The organism is Frankia sp. AgB1.9 (assembly GCF_016786355.1).
In the GTDB taxonomy this organism is placed as follows: Bacteria; Actinomycetota; Actinomycetes; order Frankiales; family Frankiaceae; genus Pseudofrankia.
In genome coordinates this window covers 39,413-54,388 of sequence record NZ_JADWYX010000029.1, presented here as the reverse complement: position 1 = coordinate 54,388, position 14,976 = coordinate 39,413, and the positions used below count along the sequence as shown (strand labels likewise).

At 68.7% G+C, this 14,976-nt stretch carries 6 protein-coding genes; all 6 read left to right on the top strand.

Annotation, left to right across the window (positions count from 1 at the left end; genetic code table 11):
* The first annotated feature begins 1,150 nt into the window (after positions 1 to 1,150).
* The 6 genes from fxsT (at position 1,151) to I6A60_RS13795 (ending at position 14,364) form a co-directional block, all read left to right on the top strand.
* Positions 1,151 to 4,003 carry an FxSxx-COOH system tetratricopeptide repeat protein gene (gene fxsT, locus I6A60_RS13820; protein ID WP_203014071.1) on the top strand — a complete coding sequence of 951 codons (2,853 nt, stop codon included), beginning with the start codon at positions 1,151 to 1,153 and terminating at the stop codon, positions 4,001 to 4,003.
* 702 nt (positions 4,004 to 4,705) lie between these two features.
* On the top strand, positions 4,706 to 7,540 hold the full coding sequence (locus tag I6A60_RS13815) for a TIR domain-containing protein (protein ID WP_203014074.1): 2,835 nt from the start codon (positions 4,706 to 4,708) through the stop codon (positions 7,538 to 7,540).
* Between the two features lie 197 nt (positions 7,541 to 7,737).
* Positions 7,738 to 9,954, top strand: a complete 2,217-nt coding sequence (locus tag I6A60_RS13810) for a PQQ-binding-like beta-propeller repeat protein (protein ID WP_203014079.1) — start codon at positions 7,738 to 7,740, stop codon at positions 9,952 to 9,954.
* Entirely contained in the window at positions 9,951 to 10,934 is a 984-nt protein-coding gene (locus I6A60_RS13805; RefSeq protein WP_238435390.1) for a MoxR family ATPase, read from the top strand. The genes I6A60_RS13810 and I6A60_RS13805 overlap by 4 nt, the downstream gene beginning before the upstream one ends.
* A 5-nt stretch (positions 10,935 to 10,939) precedes the next feature.
* A complete protein-coding gene (locus tag I6A60_RS13800) occupies positions 10,940 to 12,190 on the top strand; it encodes a DUF58 domain-containing protein (RefSeq protein WP_203014081.1) in 1,251 nt (416 codons plus the stop codon).
* Positions 12,187 to 14,364 (top strand): transglutaminase domain-containing protein, encoded by a 2,178-nt coding sequence (locus I6A60_RS13795; RefSeq protein WP_307873671.1) that lies wholly within the window; start codon positions 12,187 to 12,189, stop codon positions 14,362 to 14,364. The genes I6A60_RS13800 and I6A60_RS13795 overlap by 4 nt, the downstream gene beginning before the upstream one ends.
* Positions 14,365 to 14,976: the final 612 nt, after the last annotated feature.

Here is a 14,976-nt window from a genome sequence, read left to right as displayed (position 1 = left end):
GCGCACACCCCCCGGGCAGGCATTTCCCGGCTATTCGGGTGCCTTTACCACCGTGTGGGCCATTGGCCCGGCGCATACTAGGCGACTTGTCTTGGGTCGATCACCGTAGTCGTTCGCTGATCCGCGCCGGGACCGCGCTGGCCGACCGTCGTCAACGCGGCCGTGTTCCTGGTCGTACCGTTCGTCCTGTCGGTGCGCGCGACCGCGCGGTTCACGTGGGCGTGGAGTATGAGCATGCGGACCCGCGCCTGGGACCACTGCCACACAAAGATTCGTGCGATAGCTGGGGCCAGCAGACACCGCACCAGCAGCGGTCGGTCGCACCGCCCTCAGGGCGGACGATCACTGAAGCGGAAGGCCCACGAACGTGACTAGCTGGCCCGGCTAGTCGGCTCGGCTGGCGATGTGGCCCAGGCGCTCTGGACCGGGGGCCGACACACGGTCGCCACAGCGTCCGCCGATGGCACACTTCGGCACTGGGACGTTTCCGACGCCGAAGGCGACCCACTGTCCGGGCCGCCGCCCTCCGGCGCGGATGGGCTCGGGACCGACGCCACCGAGCTTCTGGTCCAGGACGGGCGGCTGCGGCTCGGGTGATAACCAGGCGCGCGACGACATCGACCGGGACAAACGCGGCGAATCACCGTAGGGACCAGGTCCCCGGGACTCGCGGATCAGATCGGGCTTGCTCTGCAGCAAGATCTCTGCCGAAGCCCCTTTCGGCACCGACTTCTTCCCATCTGATCCAATTGATCAGCCGCACCTGTTCCACGGCCGGAACTTCCTTGGAAGCTTCAGCCGCTCCACGCCGAGCCGGACCGTGATCGTGCGCCGCGGCAAGCAGTCGCGGGTCGCGTCGAACCAGGAATCTACGAGGTCCGCCAGGCGTCCGGCCGAGATCAGCACGACCACCGCGTCGAGAGATTGGCTGATGTCAGACCACTTACGACGCTGAGGCAGCCGGTGTCGCGACGAAACGCACGCAGCGTGTCGCGGCTGCGGCATCCGCGGGCGCGTGCACGACCTGGACCGTGAGTGGGCCGTGGCCGCGACACGGACGACTCACGACTGCGGCGGCCACCCGATATTGCCATAGGCGCACCGGAGCACGGCGACAGGCGCTCGCTACAATCGACCGACATTCGAGGCGATGCGGCGGGAGCCAATGCCGAGCGGAGACAGGTCGACGGAGGATCGATCCGGTACGGACGCCACAGTCGACTTTTTCATCTCCTACACCGCGGTCGACCAGACGTGGGCGGAATGGGTCGGCGCCGAACTCGAGCACGCTGGCCACCGCGTCCAGCTGCGGGCCTGGGACCTGCTCGTCGGGATGGACATCGTCGGCTGGGTCAGCGCCCAGCTGGCGGCGGCGCGGTGCACCATCGCGCTTCTCTCAGAGGCGTATCTGGCTGCCGGACCGTGGTCTCGCGAATGGACGTCGTCGCTGGACGTGGATCGCCTCATCCCGCTGCGCGTCGCGCCGTGCGACCCGCCTCCGACGCTGGCCGGCCTCAGCAGCGAGGACCTCTTCGACGTCGACGCGCCGACCGCGCGACGACGCTTGTTGAAGGCCGCCGGGATCGTCCCCGTCCAGCGCGTCGCGCTCGCGGGTTTCCCGGGTGCCGCGCCGGTGGCACATTTTCCAGCGCGGCTACCCAAAGTCTGGAACGTTCCGGCGCGCTATCGCTGGTTCGTCGGTCGAGACCGAGAAATGACCGACCTGCGGAGACGTTTCCGCGACGAGCGGCTCGACGTCGTCACGCAGGTCGTGCAGGGAATGGGTGGATCCGGAAAGACCAGGTTCGCGGCCGAGTACGCCCATCGTTTTGCCGCGGACTACCAGCTCGTGTGGTGGATCTCGGCCGAGACTCCAGACGAGATCGCCGAATCGTTCGACGAACTCGCGACCGAGTTCGGCTTGCCGGAGGATGTCGACCTCGTCAGTCGGGCTCGGCGGGCGCTGCGGTCGCTGCGATCCCAGCCAGACTGGCTGCTGGTCTTCGATAACGTCACCGATCCGACGGCGCTCGCGCGATGGTGGCCTAGCGGGAACGGCCACGTCCTCGTGACGGCCCGGAGTCGATCCGCGGACGCGCTAGGCGAGCTTCTCAGCCTCGGCGATCTCAGCGAGGCCGAGGCCGCGCTGGTGCTACGGCGCCGGGCAGGTCACCTGACCGAGGCCGCCGCCGCACCGATCGCGCGGGCCCTCGGCTACCTGCCCCTCGCGGTAGACCAGGCCGCCGCCTACCTCGCTGTCGGCCGCACCGATCCGGACGTCTATCTGCGCCTGCTCGATCGCGGTATCAGCCACGCGATGCCGCAGGCCACCTTCAACTACCCGCCCGGAGTCTGCGGATCGGTGACGCTCGCGGTCGACGCGCTGCGCACGTCCGATCCCGTAGCGCACACGGTCGCCATCACGCTGAGCTACTTCGCCCCGGCCCCGGTACCACTCGACGTCCTTGCGCCGCTGGCCGAAGCGGATCCCGGCTCTGACGCTCTCGTCCCTCATCTACACGCGCTCGACCGGTACGCGCTCGCCGAGACCGACGGGCCGGTCATCCAAATGCACCGGTTCACTCAACAGGTCATCCGCGATCAGCTCGCCCAGGACGAGAAGAAGTTGGGCACGCTTCTTCGGGCACGCGATCTCCTCGCTACCGCCGTGACTCGCGTCGGCGACCCAGAGGATCCCACGACCTGGCCGAGGCTGAGTGCCTTGACCGAACATGTCTCTGCCCTGATCGCCTACCTGCGGCGGGCGACCGGACCGGACGACCGCCCGAGCGACACCGCCACGCATCAGCCCTCGAACGTCCCGGCCTACCGGGACGTCGAAACCCCTGAGCTACGCGCCGCCGCGCTCGTCGCGGGGTGGTACCTGGAGCACAGCGGACAACTCGACGCCGCCCGACGGCTCACCGAGACCGTGATGGGCCTGTGGTCAGGCCCGGAGCCGGGCATCCGCCCGGACATGCTCCGCGCAGCCCGTCTCTGGGCGTCGATCGTGCGACGCTCAGGCCGCCCGGCTGAGGCACACGGACGCAACCAAGAAGTCCTCGCCGAATGGCACGAACTCGCCCGGCAACGCCATTTAGTCGTGGCTGACGGAAGGGACGCGACGTCCGTGCCCAAAGACAGCTGGGTTCGAGGCCTCGCGGACCTGGGCGTTCTCACCGAGGGGGAACAGCGCGAGATGTTGCTCAGCGCCGACGCAGTCGCTAGTGGACTGCGGGACACCGGGCAGCGGGCAACGGCCAGGGACCGACGCCGGGACGCCTACGATGCGGCGTACGCCGCGTTCGGCCCGGACGACCCGCTGACGCTACGGCTCGCGAACAACCTCGCCTTCGACCTGTACGGTCTCGACGACGTCCAGGCAGCCCACGACCTCGATGACCAGACGCTACGGCGCCGACGGGCCGTGCTCGGCGACGACCATCCCGACACGCTCGCCTCACAGTTCGGCCTTGCCCGTGACCTGCGGTCGCTCGGGAAGGTAACCGCGGCGCGCGAGCAGCATGCCGACGTCTACGCCCGGGCGTGCCGAGTTCTGGGCGACTCCCACCCAGAGACGCTGCGCTTCGGCAAAGCGCTCGCCGTCGACCGTTACAGGCTCGGCGACTACGCCGAAGCGAGAGAGCTGCACACGGTGCTCCTCGAGCGGGCCCGTAACACGCACGGCGACGAGCACCCGTTCACCGTTCGAGTCGCCAACGACCTGGGACTCGACCAGTTCCGACTCGGCGACCTCGACGAGGCGCTGCGCACCCACGAGCGTGGGCACGCCCAGGCCGTCGCGCTCCTCGGCGCGGACCATCCCGACACGCTGCACGTGGCGCACAACCTCGCGCGCGACCTCGAGTCTCTCGGCCGTACCGACGAGGCGGCCGCACTGCTGCGCGACACGCTGACCCGTCGGACCGCAGTTCTCGGCGCCGACCACACCGAGACCCGCCGTACGGCCCGCAAGCTGACCGAGCTCGCGGGCGAGCCGTAGGACTGACGGATCTCATTCGGTCCAAGCCGTCCTCGTGGGCCTGCACCACGGCGACCTCGACGTTGAGGACGTGGCGCATGGGCCAACGATCGCTGAGGGTAAGCGGCTGGAAGCGGTCGAGGACTCGTCGCCAGCGGAGCTCCTCACGGATCTCTGACGCCACCGCGGCGATCTCCCCCGGCAAGCTGCAATACCTTCAGCACGCCACGGGCCTCGGCCGCGCCAATCGCGGTCTCCAGCTCATCAAACCCGGGCACCACCGACTGTCGAGGCGATCACGACGCTGCGCGCGCTGCCCGCCCCGGGATAACCCGGGCCGCCGACCTCCCACCCGCCGACCAGAAGCGAAACCCCGCCGAGGACGTGGAGCAGGCGCCCACCTGAGCGACAACGGGCACGTCGCCACAACCAGACAGCACGATTCAACATCAACACCGGTGGCAGGTCAGCCCGCGATCACACCTGGCCAAGACACGAAGATCTGGGTTAGCTCGCGGCGGACACCATCGTCCGGACCTGCGGTTCAGTGCCCCGCCAGGGCCGCCGCGTCGCTGCTACACCGTTTCGCTGCGGGACAGAAAAGCACCTCGCTTCTGTTCGCGTCTTCAGTGGGTCTGGTCGATGCCACCAATGCGGGGTCCCGCTCAAAGGACACACGGGGTCCGGTGCTACTGTTGGGCGGCCCAGGGGGAGGGTGAGTCGATGGTGCTTGGGAAGGCTCGCAACGGCCGTACCGTGTCTCGGCGCTTGCTGATAGACAAATCGAATAGGCCCCGACTCGGGCCGCTCCGGGACTACAAGTACAACGTCTTTATCTCGTACACCCACCAGGAGCCTGACAAGACCTGGGCGGTCGGCATTCAGCGGGCTCTGCACCGCCTCGGCCATCGTTGGCCAAAGACGCGCGCGCTGAGTGTCTTTCTGGACAAGTCGAACATCACGCCGAGCGGAAACCTCGAGTCCTACCTGCGCAGAAAGCTGGACGCCGCCGAGTTTCTCGTGCTCGTCGCCAGCCCGACGGCCGCGTGTTCCGACTGGGTGAAACTGGAGACCGAGCACTGGCTGGCCACCCGTGGCACGGCGGAGAAGATGCTGATCGCGTTGGTCGGCAACGAGCTGGAGCCGTCGCTTCCCCCCGCCGTGCTCCAGCTGGTGCGGCAGCGGACGCTGCAGCAACGCCCGTTGTACGTCCGCCTCGTCGACCGTGACGGGCCGCTAGACACCTCACGCAGAAACGAGCGGTTTCCCGACGCCGTCGCGCGACTCGCCGCAGCCGTGCACGGTGTCGACAAGGACGTGCTCATCGACCGGGACCTTCGCGAGGAACGCCGCAACAGGCGGCTCCTGGTGGGTGCGGTCGCGGCCGGCATCGCGCTGCTTCTGTTCGCGTGCAGTACGGCGGGGCTCGCCTGGGCACAGCGCGGTCACGCGCTCGCGGAGACGCGCCGCGCCGTGCAACTGCGCAACCTCGCCGAGTCACGCCAGCTCGCGGCGCAGGCGGCGACGCTGCGCCAGTCGGACCCGAACCAGGCAAGCCTGCTCAGCGTCGGCGCCTACCGTCTCGCCCCCACCGCCGAGGCTCGCGGCGCACTGTTCGCCTCCCTCGGCACCCCCGGTTTCATCTCAGCCGTCGACCCATCGGGGGCCGTCTTCAGCCCGGACGGAACCCTCATCGCGATCCCGATCGGGGACGGCATCAAGACCCCCCGCGCGGTCATCGTGTGGGACCGGCGCACACACCGGCAGCGCTCCCTCATACCGGTGTTCTCGGCAACGGTCGCGTTCCTGGATTCCGCGGGGCGATATCTCGCGACCGGTGGGGCCATCGGAAAGATCCAGATCTGGGACACAGAACACCCTGCCAAGCCGACCGCCGTCGTACCTCTGCCAAGCGACATCGGCGAGCTGAGTTCGAACCCATCTCGAGGGGTGCTCGTTGTGACGGGCAGAGGCTACGAGATCAGCATCTGGGACATCCGCGATCCTCTACGACCGGTGAGAACCGCAGCCCTGTCGGCGACAGGACCTCAGGCAGCGGCGCTTTCCGCCGACGGCAAGACTCTCGCGCGCTCGGTCGGGGATGAAGCGGAGGTCTGGGATATCACGGACCTGGCTCGGCCGAAGAAGCTGAGCGAGGTGAGAACCGGTTGGCGAGTGATCGAGATGATTCTCGCGGTCAGCGCGACGTCGTTGCTGACGTCGAGTTCGGTGGATCCGCTGGAGTCCGTGCTGTGGGACGTCACATCGGCTCGGCCACGAAAGGTCGCGACCCTACCGGTCACTATGGGTGCCTTTGCACCGGAGCGTCCGCTCCTTGCCGTTCCGTCCGGCCATCAGATCACGGTCTACGACGCCTCCCAGCCGGCAGCGCTGAGCCCGATTGCCCAGCTTACGGCGCCCGGCGCTTTGACGGGCCTGGCGTTCAGCCCGGACGGACAGATGCTCATGGCATTGGCCGCCGACGGTGTCTGGCTGTGGGACGTGTCCACGATTCCGGACCAGGGCGCAGTCGCGAGCTTCGTCGACGCTACCGGCAGCGATGTCACCGCGCTGGCGCTCGCCCCGCAGCGCGGCATGCTCGCGGTCGGGACCACCGCCGGGACCGTCGAAGCCTGGAGCGTCACGAACGAACGCAGCCCCCATCTCGTGGCGACGACCCACGAGCCGGCCGCCGTTCGCCACTTGGCATTCAGCGCGGACGGACTTACGCTCGTCGCGGCCGGGAGCAGATATGCGTCCGGAGATTTGGACTACAACGCTGACAGCAACACCAGCTACGTCCAAGTCTGGGATATGACGACCGTACCATTCGGCGCCTCGCTCGACCTTCCCGCCCAACCCTCGATCAAATCTCTGGAATTCTCCGCGGACGGCTCTCTCGTGGCGACTGCCGGTAACAACGGTGTCGATGTCTGGGAAATCGACCCGAAAAGGCTCTCCCGCAAAGGCCACTGGGCGGACGCAGCGGATAGAGAAAGGACCTTTCTCGCTGGTGACTCCAGCGGCCGCACGCTCCTCGTGGACGAGGGTGTGAACACGGTTTCGGTAGGCCCGAACGTTGTTCCGGTCGCCACATCGCCGGTGCCCGCCACTGGACCCTTCGCGCATCATGACTCGTTGCTCGCACTCGGCTCGGGCGACGATGACCGAGTTCGTCTGCTCGACGTCGGCGACCCCGCCCGGCCGACAGCGCTCGGCGTGACGGCGCCGCTAGCGGGTCCGGCGCGCTCGCTCGGCTTCGTCGCAGGCGGCCTTCTCGTAGCGGGCTCCGACGACGCGGCCCCCCAGATCTGGGATGTGGGCACGCCGGGTTCGCCCCGTACCGTCGCATCCCTTCCCGCGGTTGGCGCGTTGCCTGCCGTGGCCGCTGCGCCCAGCACGAGCCTCGTCGCCGCGGGTGGGACCAAGGGGCGAATCTCCCTGTGGGAGACGGACCCACATCGCCAGATTGCCGAGATCTGCTCCGCGGTGGGCGACTTGGTAGACCTGCGGACCTGGGGTGACCTCCAGACTGACGGGACCGCGCCGTGCGCCTGATCGATCGCGTCCTGCCTCATGCAGAGCTTCGGCCAGCCGTCGAGCGAAACGCCACCAGCCGTAGAGCGCGCGCGGTCCGCACGATGGTCGTCCTGGTTGTGTCGCTTCTCGCGGCCGGCGGGTTCGCGGTCATCGTCCTGCCACGCGCGCCCGTTGGGCAGACCTCGGCGCAGCTGTCGGACGGCACGGCGTGGCTCGTGAGCAACCCGATCGGCGAGATCTCCCGGGTCAACGGGCTCGCAGCGACCGTTGAGGCCAGTCGCGCGTTCCCGAAAGCGGGTTCCTACCGCATCGTCCCGACATCACGGGACGATGCGGTGTTTGCCGTCAGCTCTACGTCGGCCGACGTCGTCAGGCTTGACTCGTCCGACCTCGCCTTCGCGTCGACCGTGGTCGCGCCGAAGAACCCGAGCCCGGTCCTGCTCGTCGGAGACAGCACACGGATGTATGCGGTCGTCCCCGCTAGCGGAACGGTGATCCGCCTGGATCCCAGCACATTGCATGTGATGGGCTCACCGGTGCGGCTCGGCGGGAAGCTGGCCGAGACCCTCGTCGCGGCGGACAGCTCGCTGTGGGTGAGCGACGCCACCTCAGGCGCGGTCACCCGTGTCGCTCTGAATGGCGCCATTACACGCGTCACCCGCGGGGACGGCGACCTCGTCGCTCTCGGCCTGGCCGCTGGGCAGGTGGTCTCGGTCGATGCCCGGACCGGTGCACTGAGTGAGCTGACGACCGCCGGACCGAGCAGCGCCGGGAGCTCTCAGATGGGCAGTGCTCCTGCGCCGCCGCTGCTCCCCTCGGCCGACCCAGGAAGCATCCTGCCGGCACTGGCGAGCGACGGAACCTTGTACCTGCTCGACATGAGGTCGCACACGATTGCGCGGTATCACATTGCCGACATCAATCCAGCAGACCTTGGCCGGCCGGTGGTCGGAGATGGGCGCGTCTATGTACCCGACAACGCGAACGGGACTGTTCTAGCCGTCGACCTCACGACGCGCCATCCGACCCCTCCCGTCGTCATTCCCGGCGCAAAGGCGCTGGAAGTGTTCGCGAAGGATGGCATGGTGTGGGTCAACGATCCGGACGGCCCAAACGCCGCGGTGATCTACCACGGCCGGCTGCGGCCAATCGTGAAGTATCGAGACCTTCCGACCCCGCTGACCGGCACCCACGCCCCGACCAGCGCCGTCAACGTCAGCCAGGACTCGCCAGGCAACGCGACCGCCGCGACACCTCCCCCCAGCCCAGTCACGGAACCCACCGTCTCGCCGCGGCCGGCGGCCGTCTCGCCGCAGCAGTCGGCTGCCACGAGCCATACCCCCGCCGGTCCGGGCTCCCCAAGACCCGTCACGAGCCCCCCAGACCAGCCGTCGGCCAGCCAGATCCCCGGCGGCTCCGCGGCCGGCGACCTCAACGCAGGCCAGGGGAGATCGGCAGGCGACGATGGCACGAAAGGCACGGGGACAGGCGGCACGGTCGACGGAGACGCCGGGCGAGGCAACCCGGCGGCGCCCGGCGGCGCCGATGCCGCGCCCGCGTCAGCCGTCGGTCCCACACTGACGGTCACGCTCCAGCCGGACCTCGTCCGGATCACGGTCAACTCCGCTGGCAGCGGCTACCCCTTCACCTCCTACGCCGTGACCGGAGAGAATCCGGCATCAGCGAGCGGCCCGGCGACCCAGGTCACGCCACGTCAACAGGGGCGACAGACCTTTGTGCTCGATATGTCCGATTGCACCAACGGCGTGACTTTCCGGGTGCTTGGCCAGGACTCGTCCGGCAAGCGGACCGAGCTCTACTCGATGTCGGCCAGCGGTTGCCTGAGCAGTGGCCAATCGTTCTCGGCTACACCCGGGAACGGCGTGGCTGACGTCTCCTGGGAGAACCTGTCGGACGCAGCTGGATCCATCACCGTGTCGATCGGCGGTGACGGCAACAACTATCCCCGAACCCTGCCGGCCTCGGCCACGTCCGCACACCTAACTATGGGCAACGGAAACACTGCCGTGGGGTATCGGAACAGCTACGCGGCAGTCGGCGAGGATGCCAATCAGCCGGACATGAAGATCGGTTTCGGGCCGCTGTGGCGGGCATGCCGAGTCCGCGACTACTACTGCCCCTTCGGGTACTCGAGCCCGCTGTCGCTGCGGGACACCCCGGGTGGCTCTCCAACAGGGGTCTACATACCGCTACCGGGCCCAGACGGCTTTGGCCCTCCCGTCCAACTCGTCTGCCAGGCCCAAGGAGCGTCCGATGAAAGCGTCGATGGCGTCTGGGACAAGATTTTCTATTCCGGCCAGACCGGCTATATCAATGACGATTACCTCAACACACCATCGAACTCGGGCGAGCGCGGAATCCATCCCGATGCTCTTTGGGCCGGCTTCGGCGGTCTACCGATCTGCTCATGACGCTGATAGAGGACTCAGGCAGGGGGACGATGTCAAGTTTTGCCGACGGGTTCGCGGAGCTGGTCGCGAGCCTCGACAGTGTGATCCTCGGGAAGACCTCGGTGACGAGGATGGCAGCGATCTGCGTCTTTGCCGAGGGCCATCTTCTTCTGGAGGACTACCCCGGCGTCGGAAAAACCTCGCTCGCGAAGAGCCTCGCCGCGTCGATGGGGACGGTCTCGCGCCGCATCCAGTTCACCCCGGACATGCTGCCGACCGATGTGACCGGGACGAACATCTTCAACGAGAAGACGCGGGACTTCGAGTTCCATGAGGGTCCGGTCTTCGGGCACGTCATCATCGGCGACGAGATCAACAGAGCCTCGCCGCGGACCCAGTCGGCTCTCCTTGAGGTGATGGAGGAGCGTCAGGTGACGACCGATACGGGCACCCTGCGTCTTCCCGGGCCGTTCATCGTCCTCGCTACCCAGAACCCGATCGACATGGAGGGCACGTACGCCCTACCTGAAGCGCAACTAGACCGCTTCCTCATGAAACTGCGAATCGGCTATCCCGATCTCGACGCCGAAACGCAGATGCTTGCCCAAGGCCGCGGTCACGAGGCCATCGCGTCGCTGGAGCCGGTGTTGTCCCTCACCCAGGTGCGTCAGATGATCGGCGATGCGCGGTCGAGGCACCTCTCGGAGTCGCTGCGCCGCTATGTCGCGAGCGTGGTCGCGGCGACACGCGAACATCCGGACGTCATGCTGGGGGCCAGCCCGCGGGCCAGCCTGGCGCTGGCGCGGGCGGCCCAGGTCCATGCGGCGGCGGCCGGCCGCGACTTCGTCGAGCCGGATGATGTGAAGACCCTGGCGGAGTCGGTGCTGGCACACCGGCTCGTTCTCACGGCGGATGCGCGGCTGCGCGAGCGGAAACCCGAGAGCGTTGTCCGGTCGGTGCTCGCGACCGTCCGCGTCCCCCGCTGGCCGGGCCGCGGGTAGTGGGCGTGGCCTTCCCTCGCCCACCGGGCCTGGCCGGTTTCGCACTGACCTGGGCTGGTCGCACGCTGCTCGCCGGTGGCGCCGCCGGGTGTGTGACGGCGTATGTTCTGGCGTATCCGGAACTCGCGGTCCTCGCTCTGGCTGTCTGGTTGGTTCTCGCGGGTGCCCTGGCGCTGCTTCTGATCGGCCCGGCCGCGGGAGCCACGCTGTCGCTCGACACCAATCGGGTGCGGCGAGGCATGGCTGCATCCGCGGTTGTCACCGTGCACGAGACCCGGCGCGGCGCGGTGGGCGTGATTCTGCAGAAGCTCGGGCGCGGCCGAGGACGGGGCCGACGCGGCTTCGCCGTCGACCTGCCGGTCGGTACGCGACTCGTCACTGGTTATGTCCGCGCTGCACCTGCTGGTCAGGTGACAACGATGACGATCGCGCTGCCGACCGCTGTTCGGGGTGTGCACACGGTCGGTCCGGCCGCCGCAAGCCTCCTGGATCCGTTCGGCGCGCTCCGCCGCCGGATCGGCCTCACGACGACTGAGACGCTGATAGTTCACCCGGAGGTCCATGACACGTCCCCCGCTCCCTCGCGGCGCCGGGTCGGCCACGCCGATCTCGACGGTGGCCGTGCCGCGGGTGCGGGACTCGCGTTCGTCTCCGTCCGCGAGTACGTACAGGACGACCGGCGGCAGGTTCACTGGCGGCTCAGCGCCCACGCAGGGCGCCTTATGGTCCGTCAAGGCGTACTGCCGCCGGAGTCCGCGACCGCTGTCGTCCTGGACACCTGCGCGGCCTCCTACCCGGCCGGCGAACGCGACAGCGCCTTCGAAGCAGCGGTGGACGCGGCCGCCTCGCTGGTCGTCGCCTCGGCCGCGGCCGGAGCATCCGTCCATCTCCTGACGACGACTGGGGGCGCCATCGACATCTCACGGGGTCGCATGGATCCGACGCCGGCGCTCGACCTGCTCGCCGCCGTCGCGCCAAGCGAGCAGGACAGCGTCAAGCGCGCGCTCCACACCGTCGCGCAGGCCGCGCGCCGCCCCTCGGCCGCCGTCCTGATCACCGGGACGGCCCGGGAGAAGGCGTCGGCTGAGTTGTTCGGGCTGAGCCAGAGAATCGAGACGGTCGTAGTCATGCGGATCGGCGCCGGGATGAACACTGCCCGCCACGTGGGTCGCACGATCGAGTTGGACGGTCGCGACGCGGCCGCCGCCGTCCTCGCCTGGGATCGGATCGTCGTGCACGGGGCAGGCGCTCGGTGACGGCGGCTTCCGTTCGGTCCGCGGCGATCCTGACGGCGAACGCTGCGTGCGCCGGCCTCGCGTTCGGGGGCGCGTTCTCGCCGCGCACGGTGCTCGTACCAGTCCTGACGGCTGCGGTGGGGGCGGCGGCCTGTGCCTGGGCTCCGCTCCCGCGCCGTCGGCCGCCACTCGCTGTGGCGGTGACGCTCAGCGCCGCTGGCTTCGCCGCCGCCTGGTGGCTCGTGCTCGGACGACACGACGGCGACCCCTTCGCCATCGGAACCTGGGCAGCGCTCCGCTACGGGCTGGTGGACGGCTGGGGGCTGCTGCTCGACACCGCGCCTCCCGCCTCGTCCAGCCTGCTCGTGATTCCGATGGCGCTGACGTGGGCCGCGGCCGCCGCCGCGACGCTGGTCGCCACGAGAACGCGGTTGCGGGTCGCGCCCGTGTTCATCCCCGCGGCGTTGTTCGCCGTCGCGACCGGTATGTCGTTCCCGGGCCGGCACCCGGCCGCGCTTCTCGGCGCGGCGCTCGCGGCCTGCGGGGCACTGTTCGTCCTGGCGCGGCGATCCGAGCTTGACGGGGCGCAGACATCGACGGGTGCTCGGCCTCTCTCACTCAGGTCAGGCGCTGCGCCTGGCGTGCTCATCGCCGTCGCCGCCGTCGCTCTCGCCCTGGCCGTCGCGCCACAGCTGCCGGCGCTTTCCGGGCGAACGCCCTGGGACCCGCGCGCCTCGAGACCGGTCCGGCCGGTGGCCGACGTCAATCCCCTCACCGCACTGACGGCCTGGCGAACCGGGCCCGACCAGGTGCTGTTCGAGGCCCAGGCCCCGGCGCCGACACGGTGGTCGCTCGCCGTCCTCGACCGGTTCGACGGGTACGAGTGGACGTCGTCCGGACGCTACCTGCGCGCCCCGGCCGGCGACAGCGCCGGCGACGGTCACCCCATGGGCTACCGGATCGAGGTCCGAGGCCTCACCGGGACATTTCTGCCCACCGCGCCCGGCCTCGTGCGGGTCAGCGGGCCGGGCCTGGCGATCAACACCTCGCTACTTACGGTCATCGCGCCCGCCAGCATCCGTGGGCCACTCGCGTACAGCGTCTACTCCTCGCCCCACCACAGCCTGAGCCGGCAGCAGTTGGAAGCACTACAAGTAGCCGACGACGCAACGACGCAGGTCGACCTAAAGCTACCGAGCCAGATCGACGACCTGACACAGCTCGCGCGCAACATCACCCAGGGAACCCCGGCCCCCTACAGCAAGGCCATGCTCATCGAGCAGTACCTGCGGGCGTCTCTCGGCTACGACCCCACCGCCCCTGGGGGTCACTCGGTGGGCGACATCGACGACTTCATCACGCGGTCCCACCGCGGCAGTTCCGAACAGTTCGCGGTCAGCTTCGCCGTCCTGGCCCGGGCGGTCGGCCTGCCGACCCGGGTCGTCGTGGGCTTTGAACAGGGCAGCCGGGTCGCAGGCACGGACAGGTACCAGGTGCACGCCCGCGACGCGGTCGCCTGGGACGAGGTCGACTTCACCGGGATGGGGTGGACGTCGTTCTACCCGACGCCGGACACCACCAAGGTCGTCGACGACACCTCACTTCAGGGCGGCAACGCGTCGGCCGCAGCACCCGTCCAACCGCCGTCACCCGCCTCCCACGTCACCGGCGCGCACCCTCCGAAGCCCACCAGCTCTACCTCGTCCAAACCCCGCCACGACGCGGCCTACGCCTTGTGGTGGCTGCTTGGCGCCGTCCTGTTTCTTGCGCTGGCCTATCTTGCTGCGGTTCTGATCGTTCCTTGGCGACGCAGGCGCGAGCGGCGCGGCGCTCGCTCACCCCAGATCCGGGTGCTTGGCGCTTGGATGGATTGCCTGGAGACCATGACCATGGCCGGCTTTCGGACGCCGTCCTCTGCTACCGGGGCCGAGGTCGCCGCGATCGGGGGCGACGCCCTACGGGACGACCTTGTGCCGCTCGCACGCCTCGCGGTCACCGCGCTCTTCGCGGCCGAGATCACGTCCGCTGATCAGGCAGATGCCGCCTGGGCGCACCGCGACCGTCTGGCGGCCCGGCTACGTCACGGACGGAATCTGCCGCGGAGGCTTGCGAGCACCGTTTCGCCCCGCCGGCTACGAGCGACGCAGCTTCGCGGGTCTGAGATGCCCAGCCCGCGAGAATATGTAGCTCATTGACGGCCCGGCGCCGTCACCTCGGGCGTTTTGGGGCGTGACCGGCACGGCTCGCTCCACGGGGCCACGGGCGACGGACGAGCAGCGGATCGCCACGGTCGCCGTGGTTACCTTGGGCCGGCAAGAAGCGCACCAGGCCGTGGCCAACGCCGGTCTTCTCCGGGATAGCGACTCGACCGCGGGCTACCCGGAATGGCACCAAGGCGCAGGTGGGGACGGCCTCTGCGAACTCGGCGCCGGCTTCGCTGCCCCAGATCCGCGGCATCCTCGCCACCTTTCGGCGGGGGACGGTAGAAGACCGTAGTATCGCGATAGCTCATCTACAGTTTGAATCCGGGTATCGAGCGAAGTGTCAGGCACAAGGTGTCTAGCCAACGATGGGCTTCGCCCACGACCTTGACATCGCGTGGCGACTCGAGGGTGAAGCTGAGTGCTATTCCAGCGGAGCTCGCAGTCGCTTCGACCCGTTCCAGAACACCCGTAGGATCTCCGTGGGCCTCGCGCCTCTCACGAACAAGACGATAGAAGTCCTGAATCGCGCGCACGTAGTGTTCAGTCATCTTAGTCGACGGCCGCTCCAGCATGAATTTGTCGGCAATGGGTTTAAGAGCTCTG

What these genes read in the sequence shown, in the direction of transcription:
- fxsT (WP_203014071.1), top strand. Translation starts at nt 1,151, where the DNA reads ATGCGGCGGGAGCCAATGCCGAGCGGAGACAGGTCGACGGAGGATCGA.
- I6A60_RS13805 (WP_238435390.1), top strand. Translation starts at nt 9,951, where the DNA reads ATGACGCTGATAGAGGACTCAGGCAGGGGGACGATGTCAAGTTTTGCC.
- I6A60_RS13815 (WP_203014074.1), top strand. Translation starts at nt 4,706, where the DNA reads ATGGTGCTTGGGAAGGCTCGCAACGGCCGTACCGTGTCTCGGCGCTTG.